Raw genomic sequence first — 16,566 nt, forward strand, 5'->3', positions numbered from 1 at the left:
TTTTATTAGCTTTCATCAGGTAGAATAGCGCCTAATCACCAAGTTAACTCACCTTCTTACTTACTCGAGTACCCTAGTAAATGTTCACTACCATTAAAAATTCACTGCCAATGAGCGTTTGGTATATGTTGATCTCGGCTTTGGGTTTTGCCCTAATGGCAGCTTGTGTGAAAGAGGTTAGTGGTTTAGGTATACCGGTATTGGAAATTGTTGCCGCTCGGGCCATAGTGTCAGGCATTATTAGTTATGCAGACATTAAGCGTAAAAAAATTTCCATCTGGGGGCATAATAAAATCCTGCTGATAGCGCGCGGTACTGTTGGTTCTTTTGCATTGATGTTTGTTTATTATGCGGTAACAACACTACCTTTAGCTGAAGCAACGGTATTACAATATCTGCACCCAGTATTTACCGCAGTGTTAGCATTGTTCTTTTTAAAAGAAGTAATACAGCGTTCAACTATCGCCTGTATTGTTATTAGCTTAATTGGCCTCTTTATTATTATTCAACCGAATCTGCAACTAGATAGCCATGTACATTATCCCTGGTTAAGTATTGGCGCTGGCGTATTGGGCGCATTTGGTAGTGCGGTTGCTTATATCATTATTAAAAAACTAACTAAAACCGATGATAGCTCAGTTATTATTTTTTATTTCCCACTGGTTGCCTTGCCCATTTCCATGATAATGCTGGGCAGTGATTTTGTAGTGCCAAGTTTAGCGGCGACAGGCTTGTTGATATTAATTGGCATTTTCACCCAAGTAGGTCAAGTAGGTTTGACCAAAGCACTCAATAGCGCTGATGCCAGTAAAGCGACAGCATACTCGTATGTACAAGTGTTATTCTCGGTCTTTATTGGTTGGGCGTATTTTAGTGAAGTACCGGTATTGACTACCATTATTGGTGGTAGTTTTATTATGGTAGGCGCGTTAGTAAATGTGCTTTGGAAGCGCTAGTTTCTGGGGAGATAAGTACGAACATAACCTTAGGCGTTGAAGTTCACTTATTTAAAACATTTCCTGGTTATTGTTTACTTATAAAAATAGCTTTGATTTTTAGCCAGGCTTCTTTGCCTAATAAGGCGATTGCGAGCAGAAATAACACCTCACCAGAAATGACCAATACAGTTGTGGCGGTAGCCATTTCACTTGCAGAAATATCCATAAAAGGTAAGGTTGCAATAACGGCCCAAACCAGAAAGGATAAAACTAAAAACACATAGCCAATTAGCTTTTTCACATTACACTCTTTATAATTGTTTGCTGTAAAAAAGTGCTTTACACACTTTTTTATTATCTTATTTTCTGTAATCAGCTACTGGCCAAATGGATGCACTTTCGATAGCTCAACTAACTCTTCTCGCACACTAGATAATTGCTTGGCGTAAATAGTTAAGCTCTTTAAACCAACCAGTAAACGTGATTGTACCTGCGAGAACCTACTATGCAATTGTGGCGCCCAATCTTGCGTTAAAAAATCATCAACATTTTGAATGATGGCATGTAAGGGCAACCAAGTAAGGTGGCTGTTTTTTGCCGCATAACCCTTTAATAACGAAATAGGATTACTACCACCGCCAGAAGCTGAAACTCCTACGGCAAAAGCAGGTTTGTGGCCTAGTGGTAAACCATTGGCAGAGCCATTAGCGGTTAACAGTAATAGGTTTACTAGGGCAGGGGGGATCATACCGCCCCATTCAGGTGCTATAAATACCACAGCATCACAAGCATATAACTGACTTAAAACTTCATCTTTATTATTGGCTAAGGCAGTAGCGTCATCTTTACCTGAATCCTTTCTAACGGTATCGTCTTTAGCAATGCCATAATGATCTAATAAGAAAGGGTATCGTGATAAATCGAGTATTGTTGAGTCAATTTCTTGTATGTCATTCAATATGTTAGTTTGTAGATATTGTGCTACAGCAAAGCTTTTTGAGTTGTCTCTTTGGCTACCACTGACCAGTAGAATATTCAATTTATTCTCCAATATGTATAACGGCTGAACAGTTACATAATTTACTTATGTGCGCAGGGTAGCATTTATTTATTAACTTTTTTTATCTCTGTTGAGGCAAAAATCGCGATAGCGCCAGAGATTAAATAAAATATTGCATAGTCGTGGGCATTATTAAACACCATTTGGTCTATAAAAAAATATGAAGCCATGAATATTCCGGCAATACCCGCGCCAAATAAAGCGCCTGAAACTGAGGACATGAGTACCTTATTATTGTTAGCTTGTGACATATTATTTTCCTTACATATAACGCCATACTAATTGGTGGCAGTATGGGCCAAATTGAATGAATTTTAATTGTTAGTATTGAGAATATTTTACCAAGGCTAAACAGTGCTTTGCCTGAGTAGAGTTGTTTTTAGTTGTTGACATAATCTGCTGTTTGCTCAAAGCTTACTTTCTTCCAATGAATATACCCCCTAATGTTAAGCAATAAAAAGGCGAGATTTCCTAAGGACATGCCGTAGCTAGTCATAAAAAACACACCAAAAAACGTTAGATATGGCAAAGACAATAAAACCTACTTTAACTTTGTTACCCAGCAGGTAAGCGCCATATAAACTTAACGATATTGCTAACCAATCTATCCCGTAGTGGGCAAAAATATTTTCCATTGACGGACTTAACCTTTTTTATGTAAATTTTATGTATCAAAAAACGACATGTTAGTCATTAATACAGCGCATTAACTTTATACCACCAACATCAGTAGAGAAACCCAAGTCAGCATAAAACGATTCCGTATCAGGTAAACAATATAATTTGAAATGTTTTACTGCTTGATGAGATTTGAGCAAATTCATCAACTGTTGGCCTAAACCTTTACCGCTACTTTCTAAAGTAACAATGACATCAAATATAATATCTTTAAAAGTAAAGTCTATGATAACACGGGTAAAGCCGATCAGGTTTTCATGGTTATCAGGTATGCCATGTTTTGATCTCACAGCTAACGTCCTTTAAGTGTACCTTTGATTTGCATATTGATAATTTAGTCATTACCGCTATTATCTTAAGTAATAACCGACGAGAAGTATGACTTATTTAAAACGATGAACTTTCTTTTTGTGATCAGAGCCAGCTTTCTAGATAAAGCATTATGACCTGCTATAATCTGAACTGTATTTGACTCTTTTGGCGCTGGATGAAAAGCTTAAATAACGTCATAAACAACAAATCGATTTCTTATATGAAAGCTATTACATCAATATTTGTTATTATGCTTAGACTACTCACTATTTTCATTATTCTCTTTGTGACTCATGCGGCAAGTGCCGAGTTTAGCTCAGAAGTTTTATTGGAAAAATTAGCTGAGGCAAAAGATTACTTAGGTGTTCAGCCTTCCAATTCTTCAAAAATACTTAAAAAGTACCTGAATGAAATTGATCAGTTAAGTATTAATAATCAATTAACTTGGCATCAAAACCTATTAAGAGCTTCCATTAGTCTTAATGATTTAAAGCAAGTTGAAAGTACTGTACGGTTAATGCTCGCCTATCCAGAGTTAGAGACAGAAACCGATAAATTTGTTTCTTTGTTAAGTAGTTTGGGCATATTTTTACGCCGGTCAGGGTACCCCCAAGAATCTATCTGGTTATTTGACTGCGGGCTTAATCAAGGGATTAAAAACTATAAACAAAAAATAAGCTTACTCATCAGTAAAGCAACGAGCTTAAAGTATCTGAAGAAATATAGTCAGGCCAAAGCAACTTTTGCTCACGCTTTACAATTAGCAAAACAACATAATGATGAAATATTTATAGGTTCTATTTATAACTCATTAGGAAACATGGCGATAATAGAAGAAGAGTATATTTTAGCTAAAGAGTATTTGATAAATGCATTGCAGGTATCACAAAAAATTTCAAGACGTACTGGTCAAATTATCGCGGGTTTACAGCTGCTTATGTTATCGATACTGGACAATGATCTTATTTTATATGATAAATTACATTATAGAATTAGTCGACTCACTCTAATGAGCGATAGTGAGACTCGGCATGCTTACCTTTTTTGGATTGAAAAGGCTCATCAGGTGTCTAAGGGAAAAGAACTGTCCGCAGAAGAGCAAGAAGAGTTGGTTGTTAAACTCTACTTCATCAAAATAGTTAGCGTTAACTTACATAATCAGTTAGTTGAAAAGTTGGCTAAACCAATGGGAATAAAAATTTTACCTATTGTAAAAGAGTACAGCCAATATAAAGGTGATTTATTAAATCATATACACCAATGTAAGCTCTCAAAGTAATACATGTGGATTAGTTTGAGTTAATTTGTGCAATTAAGCAGGTAAAGGGTTCTCATTTCTAGCATCTCCAATACCTTCTTCAGACGTAAACTTGCAAGGATAGGATGCTTGACCACAACTACAGCCTCTAACTCTAGTGCCTGTAGGGGAAGGGATTCTATTTATTAAACACGGTTAGTGATTTTTGTGCAAAGTAAGCCTACAAGGCAGCAAAGCAAATGCAGGCAGAACAATTACAGCTTGTAAGCTTAATAAGAGAGAGAGCAAATCGCCACATTTTAATTTTGATTTAAACCAAGCTGTTTTGTTTTATTTTTGTTAAGCCAAGAGAAACTAATCGATAAGATTCGCTAAGGTAGTATTGTAACTCTTCATCTTTTGTTGGTTCACTATCGAATTGTTGTATCCATTTCATCCCGCGATTAGCAAAGTAGGGGGCAGGTTTATAACCCTCACACTCACTTAAAAAATTGAAATTTATTATTGAGGTTTTAAACGTAAATGCCGATTTTTTATCTTTTGTCCAACCGCCAATAGCGAAGACTTTACCACCAACTTTCCAAACATGTGAGTTGCCCCATTGCATTACGTAGGTTGTTGCCGTTAAGCTGCCACAAAATTTATTAAATTCATCGTAATTCATGAAAGTCGTTTCACCTCATTGTTTTATCAATGCCATTTAGTGGTAATTAACCGCTATTATATTAAGATACGAACACTGCTCAATATTATAGCGGTATCGCTTTACTGTCTGTCTTCTATTTTATAACCGTTAGGGATATTAAATTGGCTATCGTGGATTTGCTTTTCAGATACTGAAGTTACTTCATAAATGTAACGTACACGGGCATCTTTTTGCCATTCAGCTACTACACCATCGACCACTTTATCGGCTTCATCTTTTATTATATTACCAAAGAAGCTACTTGCCGCATTTCCTAAACCTTGAGAAAAATCTACGGCATTGTCAGCACGTTTTTTCTTAGCAACAGGGCAAGCTTCACTCTTTTGGAACCATTCCATTTTTATTGATAGTGGATACCCTTTAATGGTTGCCAGTTTTTTAGTGATCTCATTAAATTGCGCTTTATCGATTTTTTCAATGTCGCCACTAAAAGCACTGATTGCTTTGTAGCCATCTTTACCTAATAAGCGTACTAAAACGTTATTATCGCCGACTGTATTAAGGTAATTATCAGTGGCTTTTTGGTGAACTTTCCAGGCACTTTTAATTTCTGCTGTTGGTGTTGTTGTCCAAAATACAAATTGCAGTAAGTTAAGGTCTACTTTGCCATTTTTATCTTTAAATTCAGTAGTCCACTTTGCGGTGTATTCTTTCGATGGCAAGCCACCAATTTGGCGAGTGTTATTTGTCGCTATAACAGTGAAGTCATTTTTATCTAAGGTAACCTCACAATTTCTTTCTTCATAAGTTTCATATTCTTGCTCTTCATCTGAAGAGTCTTGAGTTTTAGCCATAAATTCTGAAAATACATCATTACAGCCACTTAGCGGACATTCTTGATAGCTTTCTTTATCATGGTCTACATCCCACAACAAGTTGTCATTAATTCTAAAGATTGTGGTGTAATCGTAATCAGCCCAACCCATGTAAAAACTGTCAAATTCTGCTTGTTGATCTATCGCACGCATATTTTCGCGGGTATAAACTGTTTGTGTGCCTTGATGATCAGGTAGGTATAAGCCATTGATAGTAAATTTTGCTGTAACAACAGAAGTAGGGTTTTTAGGGGTGTTATCAACTTGCGTTGATGCACAAGAAACGAGTGCAGCAGTTACAGCAATAGTTGTTATTTTACGAACAAAGTTCATTTATATTTCCTTTATTAATGAGTATTTGGTGGTTTGATAAATAGGCAGGGTAAAACTGAATGCTGTTTTAATATCCTTATTTAATAGCTTGTTAGAATATGATTCTATCACCACTTCTTAGGCAAAATCTAAAAATTAATTTGCTTTGTTTTTCAGCGTTAATTAAGTCAAGAATAGGTTTTTTTGGCGCGGGATTTATCCCTAGTTATAATAAAAATCACTATTGTCTTTCAATAGTGATTTTTATTATATTCCAGGCAATTGTGATGCTTGGGCAGCATGACAACCTAAATGTTGCGTTTAGCAATGAGCAGTTGTGCATGCTCAGTATTTGCTGTTTGTTGTAAGTACAGGGTTATTTCTTTATGTGCTTGGCGAAATGGTTTGTATAAATGAGACTTCAATTCTTTTTTTACTTGTTTAATATCAATAGCCTTTATTACGCAAAATAACGCCAAGGCATAAACTGTTTCTAACTCTGGCAGTGCGGCTTGCCGGTTAAGATTACGGTTATTACACGAGCCACAGCCGCCTTTAAATTGGTAGGCAGTATTGGCAAAAATAACACCAAAGCCCATAAAACAAGCAACTAAATCTATGGTTTGCGCTAATGCGTCTTTGCCACCGGGAGCGTCTTTTCTAGAGATATCAGTATCAGAAGGAAGCACGGCATGTTGGTTAACTAAAATACCCGCTTGTATTTGTACTAAATAAGCAATCATATCTTGTGGTTGGTTAAGTTGACTTGAGTGAAAGGCAATGTCTATGCTGGTGTCTAAGTCAGGAGCTACAGCCTCACCTTCTACTTTATAGCTGATATTTGAACTTCCATTCGAGTTTGCATAAGCACTTATTTTAGCGCTTTCACCACGCAGTGGTGACTGAAAAAATAACTGTGGCATAGGTTTTTGCCTAAAGTTATCAGCAGGTACTAGCTTTAGCGGCCACTTAGTCATGCCAGTGTATTTGAGGGTATTGGAAAATATTGTCCCAGCCATTTCTTCAACACTGCTTGAACTACCAGGGTAAAAATTATTGTTTGGTAATATCAACTCACTGCTATTTTTGAAAAAATCGCCATCAAGTTGCTGCATGGACCAATAAAAAGTATCAAAAATCCACTCTTTGCTTGCTTCATCAATAACGGGTTTTGCTTTTAAAAAAGTTGAAAACATTAATGGCTGCCTTATTTATGATTTAACGATTACTTGATAACTGTTCTAAAATCGCTCGATAGCTGTTTGGTTTTTGTTTGGTAATGGTTTGCTATTATTTAGTAATTGCTTATTAATCCCTACTTAAGCTTTATTGTCAGCATTATAAAGCTTCTTTTTACCGAAAGTGAATCTGGACAGCGGTGGCTAATGAACAGATTTTCTTTATGCTATTTTTTCTGCGCACTGACTCCCATCAGATGCTCGACCTTTACCACGTTCTTGAAGCCGGCCGCTTTTAACCGGCGGATGACACCATCGACAAAGCTACTGCCTTTTTTTACTACGTGTGGGTTGCCAGTGTAATGAAAAAGTCGTCCGCCTGGGCGAAGCACCCGGAAGATTTCCCGGTAGAACTCTTCGCTATAAAGCTCGCCAGCGAGAGAGAATCGTGGTGGATCATGAATGACAGAATCGAAGGAAATAGTAGGTAATGTGCCTATCAGCTCAAAGCTACTGCCTTGACGTTGTTCAATGCCCTCGTTACCTAAATCGCTTGACCAAGGGTTTTGAGCTCGAAGTCCTATTACCTCTTGGCTTAGCTCTATGCTAAGTACTTCCCTTGCGCCTAGTCGGTGGGCAGCAATGGCCGCATAACCCAGCCCGCTGCAGCAATCCAGTACCTTATCACCCTTGCGCACGGCTTGTTGAGCCATCTCAGAAGCACTAGTAAAGGGGTCAGTACCCTTGGATATATGCATCTTAACACCGCTAATTTCTAACAGTGGAGCGCCCGCTGTAGGAACGAGTTTGTAGTAACCAGAGCTGCGGTCTTCCAGCGGAACCATATCGCCATCGCTGCAGAGGTAGATCCGTTGTGTCTTCTTGACTATTTTTTTTAGTTCATTAATGGAAAGTTGATTATCTTGGTCGAGGATTAGCCCCTGGTCACTTATGGAAAATTCCTGCTCTGAAATATTCAGGTCAGTAGAGAGGAAAACGCAGGACAGTCCTTGAGCAATGGCCTCCAGCGCTTTTTTGGCATTTATAGTATGAAGGTAGTAGCCGAGCATATCTTTTGTCTATCTAGTGAGAATAACTGATCGCATTATACACACTTCAACGTTGGTGGCTTAGTTAAATAAGCTATTACCTGGGTTCCTTAACATAGCCGTTTAACTTAAGTAACCTGAACTCTGGATACGCAGTATTTATTCATTATCCAAAGTTCAGTTTAGGTAATCAGGTGACCGTTTTGGCTGATTAGTGCAGACCATTTTGTAGGTTCACTGACGAATTTAATATCCTAATTCTTCATATAGCTCATCTTTAAAGTAATAATTGCCATAATTATCATGCATGTTATAACTTTCAATCGCATGGGCGACAATCTTCGGAGAAAAAGCGACAAAAATAGCGCCCATGTCACGAATTACCGCTGGGCAAGTAGCCCTTACCATTTCACGTGAACCATCTAAATTGACACATATAATGGTGCAGCCTTTTTCAATAGCAACTTCAGCTTCCCATTGAACGTACTTATGTTTGCTTTTTGTATCTTTGCCAATGAGCATGACATATTTATCGGCCATATTTATACGCTCTCGACACTTTGCTTTTATAAATTCTTCATCTTCAGAATTTAAAGCATCATTCAACTGACAATCATTAAAGTCCAAATCAATTTTATTGTTAGTTCTCCATGCTTGCATCAACCTGTAATCATCAATATCTGTACTACTAAAACCTACAAATGCATTAGATAATTCCATTATTTTATTCCTAAGCTAATTGGTTATTGTTGAGAGACATAGCGGTCTATTGAGTATGTTTTAGAAAACCTACCTATCCCTTTATCTGTTAACTTTAACTTAACAACCAATTCAATAACATTACACGCCATGTCAATCAATAAGTACTTAATATTCATGAAAAAAGCCTGTGGTAATAATATCAAAGGCTCTTGAAAGGATGTTTGTAGGGGGGAAATTAACAACCATGCCAATAAAATATTGTTCACTTTTGTTGGTTAAAATACTCCTAGGCGGCGTTGTCCTATTTGTTTTTTATGTGCACCACAAGATCACAAACTTAATGGCGTTGCTATTTGACTAGGTCAGGTCTATTCAATAAAGATTTAGTTACTTAAGCGATAAAATACCAGCCCCTACCTTACTTGAGAAAGTAAACAAGGGGCTTTTTTATTTATTGCAATAGGATTTGCCATGACATCATAGTTGCAAGTGGTATAATTAGCTTACTTCGTGACAGTAAACCTAGAGAAACTCGCCAATTTAGGCCGTTTAGGAATAATAATGATCAATAAAGATATTTATAAAAATAACCCACTACATGGCACTAGCCTTGAAACAGTGTTAACGACTTTAGTTGACCATTACGGTTTTGAAATTTTAGCGGCTTATATGAACCTAAATTGCTTTAAGCAAAATGCCAGTATTGAGTCGAGCATAAAGTTTTTAAAGAAAACTTCATGGGCACAAGAAAAAGTTGAAGCCTTTTATATGTATCAATATAACAGCTTACCAAAAGCCGATGATGCTAACTTTGAACTGCCACCGCGTGACCGCATAGTGCCATCAGGACTTGAGCAAAGACCACCGAAAGAATTGAGTTTAGAAGATGCCGAAGAGTTGCGAATTAAACAGGCTAAGAAAACCCGTGAACGCGCTGCCGCATCAAGACCAGCTAACCCTTGGGGCAATTAAGGGGATAGCAACAGCAAAGGTTATTTAATAGATCATGGATTTATTTTCTGCTTTACTCGATGAACCGCTTAATATTTTACCAAGCGATGGTGAGGTTAATTACTACGGCGAAATTATGCCGATTAGTGATAGTGACTACTACTTTGATCGGTTACTTAATAACATAACTTGGCGCTGTGACCAAGCGTTAGTATTTGGTAAACTCATTGAAACGAAAAGAAAAGTTGCTTGGTGCGCGGATACTGTTGACGGTAAACCTTTTGCCTATACCTACTCAGGCGTTACTAAGCACTCTATCCCGTTTACTGAAGAGTTATTAAAACTTAAAAGGTTAGTTGAACAGCATAGCGATGAGACTTATAACTCTTGCCTATTAAACCTCTACCACTCTGGTGAAGAGGGTATGGCATGGCACAGTGATGGCGAGCAAGATTTAAAAGAAAATGGCGCAATAGCTTCACTAAGTTTTGGCGCAGAGCGAAAGTTTGCCTTTAAACATAAGATCTCAAAAGAAGTTGTTGCCCTACAACTGAAACCGGGCAGCTTGTTAGTAATGAAAGGCGCTACTCAGAAAAACTGGCTCCATAGATTACCCCCGACTAAAAAAGTATTTGAACCACGGATAAACCTTACCTTTAGAACCATAGATAGAGCCGAATTTAAATAACATTAACCATTCTATTTAACCCATTAATATTTTTTGGCTTAATAAATGCATTGTTCTTTATAGATGCTTTAAATAAAATTAAAAGTGCATAAGTGTCAAAATCGTATATCGAGCTAATTAATTCTTATTTTTTGTTAGTGTCGGTCGATAAAAAGGTATAGCAAGTAGGTTTAAATTTGGCTTGTTTTATCTGAGTTTATGTACCGTTATCAGTGGTGATTATTATGACAATTGAAAAGAAACGTCATTACCTGTTGTATGGTAATCGAGCCGTAATTTATGTGGCGAGCCTAATTGGGCTATTTTATGATATGAATATTGCTTATGTGGTAGCACTAACGCTTTGGTTATGGCTACCACAGTGCCTATTACTTGAATTAAACTTACTTAAAGTGATTAAGCAATAATGGCACTATTAACCGTGGCTTTAACAAATTATAGCGAGTGAGCGGTAAAGTACTTATGCACTTAAGTGTACGTAAGATGCGGTACTTGGCATCATTAAGCTATTATAAGCGCCCATTTGTTTATGTGATGATGCTTGGTTGGCAGAATTACTTGGACTTACAACAGCCTGATTGACCTGAGTTACTGGCAATATATTTACGTCTTTAGCTGGCACTTCAAACCCCGGTAATTGCACTACACCCTCTTTGATATTTTGATGCAGTTGATATAACTCCGCATAAGTATTGGTCAAACTGCTTACAGCACTTGTATTTTTATTACTTGGAGTTGAGCTGTTTTCAACATTACTATCAATACTTGTTTGTAAGTAGATATCAAAGAGTTTTTGTTGCTGTTGATAGTAAGATTGCATCAAATCAATATCTTTAGCCGTTTGATAATTCGACTTCACATTGTCAACTTGTTCAGCTATTTTGTCATCGACACCTTGTAGTACGGTGTTTTTTTGTTCGGGCGTTAAAATATCATTTAAATCTGAACGTGGTTCACCATGAGGCTTGCTTGACATAACTGGCTGAACGTTCATGAAGTTATCTGTAGAAGAAGCTATTTTCATTGTCATGTTAACCACCTTACTTATTTCAATAAGCGTTGCTTAAATCAGAGTAACTCATAGATAAGTTACTCAAACCAAGTACAAACTTGATGTAAATAGGATAGTTAAAATAGCGGGGGCAAGCTGTAGTCGTTTGTAAATGGTCTGCAATAGTTTGTAGCTGTAATTTTGTGCAGTTTTGTTCTACGCCAGCTGCCTTGAATCATTGCTGGTTTCACTGCATCGTTTTATATTTACTTGTTTAGTTCTTGATGCATACTGCTGTTTAGTGAGGTTTAGGAGCTAAGTGTTGATGATTTATTTTAACTTCTTCAATGGCTTTTAATCTTGCTTTTGCCATAGCCTCTTTTATAGCTACCCCTTTGAGTCCTTGCTCAACAAAGGTTTTTGCGCTGACTTTTCTAGCAGCTTTTACTGCCGCTTTTAAGTATTCTTCTTGGGGATATGGGCGATTTTCAAAACCTAGACGACCGAGGAAGTCAGCCTTACAAGCCATTAAAAAACAATCAAACTCTTCGGGCTTACGCCAAATATCAAGCTGATTAAACATTTTCAACATGGTGCTGGCTTTAAGCTCAAAGGCTTTATGGCAATGTAAATGAAATTCACATACTTTAAGCGCCAGCTGTTTGTAGTGTGTTGGCACCTTTAATTGCAGACAGATTTTTTCTACTAAAGGTAAACCCGCTTTCTCATGACCTTTATGACTAGGTAATAAATGAGTTTCAGTAATACCTTTACCTAAGTCATGACATAAAGCAGCAAAGCGAATTGCGGTTTTATTTTCATGTAAAGAAGCATTATGCAAAGAAGTATTTTGTGTTAACAAAACTGCTTGCTGCAATACCATCATTGTATGCAGACCACTACAAATTTCAGGATGCCAAAGGACAGGGTTAGGGATGCCCCATAAAGCGGACAGTTCAGGCCATAATTCTTCTAGGGCATTACATTGTTGTAGTACTTGAAAAAATACTTCAGGGTTACCTGAATTAATATCAGAATTTGCTCCGCCGTCAGCCAAGCTTAATTGCATTTCTTGCCAAACACGTTCAGGCGTTAGGCTTTTTAATTCACCACTGCCACTGATTGTTTGCATAAGGATAAGTGTTTCATTAGCAATGGTAAAACCGTATTTATGATAACGGGCGGCAAAGCGAGCCACACGCAATACACGCAATGGGTCTTCGACAAAAGCGTCACTGACATGACGTAAAATACGATCGTTAAGATCCTTTTGACCATTGTAGGGATCGATAATGTCGCCGTTATCAGCCATAGCCATGGCATTTACTGTTAGGTCGCGTCTTAATAAATCTTGTTCAATGGTGACGTCTGGGGCGAAATAACAGCTAAAGCCGGTATAGCCTTGGCCTTGCTTTCGCTCTGTACGGGCTAGGGCATACTCTGCTTTTGTTTTGGGGTGTAAAAACACCGGGAAGTCTTTGCCTACTTGTTGATAACCAAGGTTTAGCATTTCTTCAAGACTACTACCAACCACTAAATAATCTTTGTCTTTAATAGGACGGTTTAGTAGCTTATCGCGTACGGCACCACCGACTAAAAAAGTATTAAGCTGGCTATTTTTACTGTTAGAGTTGCTGGTTAACAAAGTAGAACCAAGATGATGGTATGTAGAGTAAGTGTATCATAAGGTGGTAATAAATTCAGAGGTTGCCGTTAAGGAAAAGTAGTAATAACAGCTCTCCTTTAAATTCAGCTTAGTTGGTAACTTGTTAAAATGGATCATTTAAATTGATAGTTTACGCCGTAAATCATCATTAAAGGGATCGGTCTCGCAAGGTTTATCCTGAATTACTTGCTGTGGATGGCGCCATACTCGGAACAGGGGGGGCCAATGAATTTTTATTTTCAGAAGATACTTTTAACTAAGCGGCTATCTGTTTTGAGTGATTATGATGACTGAGGCCGGTAATTCGTTCAATATCTTGTACACTCGATTTTTGTTGCGCAATGTTTGTTAAGTTATTTTGTTATTTTTGGTTTTTTTGATTAATTTGACTGTGTACTTGGCTGCTTATGATAAGTACTAATAGAATGATGGGTGTTTTTAACGTGTTGTATTAATTGTTAAAATTATTAATTGTAAACATTAGTAATGATAATTATTATCATTTTTTCCGCGATGTTATTTATTTACTCTAATTTTTAATAGAACTTTGACATCCATCAAGCAAGCAGTTAATTTTGTAACTTAATTTTCCTGCGCAGCTCATGTCATGTATCGCGAATTTTTCTCATTAAGTGAATTACCTTTTTCAATCTCTCCTGATCCTAGATATCTATTTATGAGTGATCGACATAAAGAGGCGCTAACGCACTTAACTTATGGTTTGGGCGAGGTCGGGGGATTTGCCTTATTAACCGGAGAAGTAGGTACGGGTAAAACAACGATAAGTCGCTGTTTAATGGAGCGGTTACCTGATAATACTCAAGTAGCATTTATTCTTAATCCGACCTTATCTTGTCAAGAATTACTGGCAACTTTATGTGATCAGTTAACAATAGATTATCAAGGAGCTGAGGCGAGTTTAAAAACTCTAACCGACAAAATTTCAGAGAAATTACTGACAAATCATGAAAATGAGATTAATACGTTACTGATCATTGATGAAGCTCAACATTTACAACCCGAAGTACTTGAACAATTACGTTTGCTAACCAATTTAGAAACCAATACTAAAAAATTGTTACAGGTAATTTTAATTGGTCAGCCAGAGTTACAACAGCTATTACAACGTCGAGATTTACGTCAATTAGCACAACGTATAACGGCAAGGTATCACTTGCTACCGTTAACAAAAAAAGAGCTAGATCAGTACATCCAACACAGGTTAGCTATTGCTGATTGTGTACGGCCACTTTTTGATAAATCGGCGCTAAATAAAATTCATCAACTGTCGCAAGGTATACCAAGATTAACTAATTTATTGTGTCATAGTTCGTTGATGCTGGCTTATAACCAAAATGACAGCATAGTTAATAATAAAACGGTTATAGCGGCGGCGAAAAGAGTTTTGGGGGAGGATATAACGGGTAATAAACCTCTAAGTCGCTATAGCAGTGCGCTAGTACTATTTACAGTATTAAGTATCGCTGCTTTGTTTACGCTAACCGGAATTTGGTGGGGGCAAAGTCAAAAAACTGATAGTGAAGTACTGACAACGAATATAGAAAAAAAAGTGAGTAACACCAAATCTACCGATGTGTATGAGGGTGCATTAAATGATATTTCTAACTCCTTTACTGAGGAGAAACATTATGTTATTTATCCTCCAGAAGTTTTACATACTGTGCGCTTAGGCGAAACATTGTATCAGCTTTCTAATAAATATAAGGTCGATCTTAAAGCGTTACGTCAGTGGAATAATATCTCTAAAACAAATGAAATACATGTAGGCGATAAACTCTATGTGGTTGATCCATTGCCTGTTGCGTTATCGGGTGAAGACTCCGTACAAGTAAGTACTTTCGATAATGATGAAGCAATAAAATTGGCTGTCACAAAAAAATACCCCAGTAATAATCAGGTAAGTGAAACGTTAACCATAAACGCAGAGCAATTGGCTTTAAATGATCAAGTTAAGCAAAACAAAAAACAGACTAAGCAAGCTGTCCCCAATCCTGATATGAACTACCAAGTTACTAAAGTGAAGGGCGTTTCTAGTGATTTGCTGGCGCGTTTTCAAGCAGCCATTGATGACACTGAAGGGGAAAGTCAGGTGAAAAGTCATTATCAAGAAGACTTTCTTGTCACAGATGAACAGTTATCCAATGACATAACTGATGCTAAAAGTATTAAACCACTGACTCAAATGTCACAGAAGCTAAAAAATTCATTGCCTAGCTTGCAATTTGAGCAACACATTTACGTCTCTGACGGGCAGGGATGGGTAAAAGTAAATGGTCAAGATCGTTTTGAAGGTGATAACATAGCCAATAATTTAATTGTAGTTAAAATATTACCGCAACAAGTGATCCTTGCTTTTCAAGGTGAGAAGTTCAGTTTACCAGCGCTGACTAATTGGTAGTTGCTTAAACGTGTCTTTTATCAGTACAGATAGAAAAGCCTAGTTAAGTAAGTACTTAGCTAGGCTTTTTTGAAATGTGCGTAATAAGGTTAACTCATCGAGTTAACAAACTTACTGCCAAGCAGGCATTTTAGCCTCGAAAGCTTTGATAGTATCAAGCTTATTTAAAGTCCAGCCAACACTATCTACACCATTTACTAAGCTATATTGCTGAAACTCATTTAAGCTGAACTTAAACGAAAGTTCGCCACAAGTAATAACATTATTTGGCAAATCAACTTTTAAGGTTAATTTAGCATCAGCTGATAATTTAAATAACTGTTCTACTTCTGCTTCGCTTAATTTAATTGGCAAAAGACCAACGTTGATACAGTTTCCGTAAAAAATGTCGGCAAAACTTGACGCTATAATAACTTTAAAACCATATTCTTGCAGCGCCCAAGGAGCATGTTCACGACTTGAGCCACAACCAAAATTTTCACCCGCTAATAGAATGCTGGCGTCTTTATATTCTGCTTTGTTGATAATGAAGTCAGGATTTTCCTGCGTACCTGCATGATCAAGGTAGCGGCTATCGTGAAATAAGTGCACACCAAAGCCTACACGCTCAGTTTTTTGCAAAAACTGCTTAGGGATGATTTGATCGGTATCGACATTCGCGATATCTAGTGGCACAACCAAGCCAGTATGAGTGTTAAATTTTTCCATTTTCTACTCCTAAAAATTCTTAGTAGCGATTTCTCTTAAAGCTATTTCATCTAGTAACTGGAAATAGCACGAGGTTGACGCTAGTCAATGAGCACTATTGACACCTTAATTGCTTAAAATATCAAAAAGATAATC

19 protein-coding genes are annotated in these 16,566 nt (G+C 37.2%); 6 read left to right on the plus strand and 13 right to left on the minus strand.

The window, feature by feature from the left end:
- The first annotated feature begins 80 nt into the window (after positions 1-80).
- Positions 81-956, plus strand: coding sequence for a DMT family transporter (locus GAB14E_RS03960; protein WP_197061238.1), 876 nt, complete (start codon positions 81-83; stop codon positions 954-956).
- A gap of 67 nt (positions 957-1,023) precedes the next feature.
- Here the strand turns inward: GAB14E_RS03960 and GAB14E_RS03955 are convergent, their stop codons facing one another.
- The 5 genes from GAB14E_RS03955 to GAB14E_RS03945 form a co-directional block, all read right to left on the minus strand.
- Positions 1,024-1,239 carry a transporter suffix domain-containing protein gene (locus GAB14E_RS03955; RefSeq protein ID WP_033083910.1) on the minus strand — a complete coding sequence of 72 codons (216 nt, stop codon included), beginning with the start codon at positions 1,237-1,239 and terminating at the stop codon, positions 1,024-1,026.
- Between the two features lie 75 nt (positions 1,240-1,314).
- Positions 1,315-1,977, minus strand: a complete 663-nt coding sequence (locus GAB14E_RS0123390) for an NAD(P)H-dependent oxidoreductase (protein WP_052093999.1) — start codon at positions 1,975-1,977, stop codon at positions 1,315-1,317.
- A 65-nt stretch (positions 1,978-2,042) separates the two neighbouring features.
- Positions 2,043-2,249: a hypothetical protein gene (locus GAB14E_RS03950; protein ID WP_033083911.1), complete on the minus strand. Its 207-nt coding sequence runs from the start codon at positions 2,247-2,249 to the stop codon at positions 2,043-2,045.
- 237 nt (positions 2,250-2,486) lie between these two features.
- Positions 2,487-2,633: a hypothetical protein gene (locus GAB14E_RS24935; RefSeq protein ID WP_156115782.1), complete on the minus strand. Its 147-nt coding sequence runs from the start codon at positions 2,631-2,633 to the stop codon at positions 2,487-2,489.
- Between the two features lie 51 nt (positions 2,634-2,684).
- Positions 2,685-2,966 (minus strand): GNAT family N-acetyltransferase, encoded by a 282-nt coding sequence (locus GAB14E_RS03945; protein ID WP_052094000.1) that lies wholly within the window; start codon positions 2,964-2,966, stop codon positions 2,685-2,687.
- A 197-nt stretch (positions 2,967-3,163) separates the two neighbouring features.
- Here GAB14E_RS03945 and GAB14E_RS03940 point away from each other — a divergent pair, with 197 nt between their 5' ends.
- Entirely contained in the window at positions 3,164-4,267 is a 1,104-nt protein-coding gene (locus GAB14E_RS03940; protein ID WP_033083912.1) for a hypothetical protein, read from the plus strand.
- 289 nt (positions 4,268-4,556) lie between these two features.
- Here GAB14E_RS03940 and GAB14E_RS03935 read toward each other — a convergent pair whose 3' ends face one another.
- The 5 genes from GAB14E_RS03935 to GAB14E_RS03915 form a co-directional block, all read right to left on the minus strand.
- Complete coding sequence (locus GAB14E_RS03935; protein WP_033083913.1) at positions 4,557-4,910, minus strand: MmcQ/YjbR family DNA-binding protein; 354 nt, start codon at positions 4,908-4,910, stop codon at positions 4,557-4,559.
- A 101-nt stretch (positions 4,911-5,011) separates the two neighbouring features.
- Positions 5,012-6,100, minus strand: coding sequence for a hypothetical protein (locus tag GAB14E_RS03930; protein WP_033083914.1), 1,089 nt, complete (start codon positions 6,098-6,100; stop codon positions 5,012-5,014).
- Between the two features lie 287 nt (positions 6,101-6,387).
- Positions 6,388-7,275, minus strand: coding sequence for a hypothetical protein (locus GAB14E_RS03925; RefSeq protein ID WP_033083915.1), 888 nt, complete (start codon positions 7,273-7,275; stop codon positions 6,388-6,390).
- A 209-nt stretch (positions 7,276-7,484) separates the two neighbouring features.
- A complete protein-coding gene (locus GAB14E_RS03920; protein WP_033083916.1) occupies positions 7,485-8,327 on the minus strand; it encodes a class I SAM-dependent methyltransferase in 843 nt (280 codons plus the stop codon).
- A 225-nt stretch (positions 8,328-8,552) separates the two neighbouring features.
- Positions 8,553-9,026: a TIR domain-containing protein gene (locus tag GAB14E_RS03915; protein WP_033083917.1), complete on the minus strand. Its 474-nt coding sequence runs from the start codon at positions 9,024-9,026 to the stop codon at positions 8,553-8,555.
- A 543-nt stretch (positions 9,027-9,569) separates the two neighbouring features.
- On the opposite strand from GAB14E_RS03915, the gene GAB14E_RS03910 reads away from it, so the two are divergent.
- From GAB14E_RS03910 to GAB14E_RS0123395, 3 genes are all read left to right on the plus strand, one after another.
- Positions 9,570-9,980, plus strand: coding sequence for a VF530 family protein (locus tag GAB14E_RS03910; RefSeq protein ID WP_033083918.1), 411 nt, complete (start codon positions 9,570-9,572; stop codon positions 9,978-9,980).
- Positions 9,981-10,014: 34 nt separating this feature from the next.
- Complete coding sequence (locus tag GAB14E_RS03905) at positions 10,015-10,647, plus strand: alpha-ketoglutarate-dependent dioxygenase AlkB family protein (protein WP_033083919.1); 633 nt, start codon at positions 10,015-10,017, stop codon at positions 10,645-10,647.
- 224 nt (positions 10,648-10,871) lie between these two features.
- Complete coding sequence (locus GAB14E_RS0123395) at positions 10,872-11,054, plus strand: hypothetical protein (RefSeq protein WP_033083920.1); 183 nt, start codon at positions 10,872-10,874, stop codon at positions 11,052-11,054.
- A gap of 53 nt (positions 11,055-11,107) precedes the next feature.
- Here the strand turns inward: GAB14E_RS0123395 and GAB14E_RS03900 are convergent, their stop codons facing one another.
- Both GAB14E_RS03900 and GAB14E_RS03895 read right to left on the minus strand, forming a co-directional pair.
- Entirely contained in the window at positions 11,108-11,677 is a 570-nt protein-coding gene (locus GAB14E_RS03900; protein ID WP_033083921.1) for a hypothetical protein, read from the minus strand.
- Positions 11,678-11,936: 259 nt separating this feature from the next.
- On the minus strand, positions 11,937-13,283 hold the full coding sequence (locus tag GAB14E_RS03895) for a multifunctional CCA addition/repair protein (RefSeq protein ID WP_033083922.1): 1,347 nt from the start codon (positions 13,281-13,283) through the stop codon (positions 11,937-11,939).
- A 628-nt stretch (positions 13,284-13,911) separates the two neighbouring features.
- Between GAB14E_RS03895 and GAB14E_RS03890 the strand changes: the two genes are divergently transcribed.
- Positions 13,912-15,723, plus strand: coding sequence for an AAA family ATPase (locus GAB14E_RS03890; protein ID WP_033083923.1), 1,812 nt, complete (start codon positions 13,912-13,914; stop codon positions 15,721-15,723).
- Between the two features lie 111 nt (positions 15,724-15,834).
- Here GAB14E_RS03890 and leuD read toward each other — a convergent pair whose 3' ends face one another.
- Positions 15,835-16,431 (minus strand): 3-isopropylmalate dehydratase small subunit, encoded by a 597-nt coding sequence (leuD, locus tag GAB14E_RS03885; RefSeq protein WP_033083924.1) that lies wholly within the window; start codon positions 16,429-16,431, stop codon positions 15,835-15,837.
- Positions 16,432-16,566: the final 135 nt, after the last annotated feature.

The sequence above is a fragment of the Colwellia psychrerythraea genome (assembly GCF_000764185.1).
Taxonomy (GTDB): Bacteria; Pseudomonadota; Gammaproteobacteria; order Enterobacterales; family Alteromonadaceae; genus Colwellia; species Colwellia psychrerythraea_B.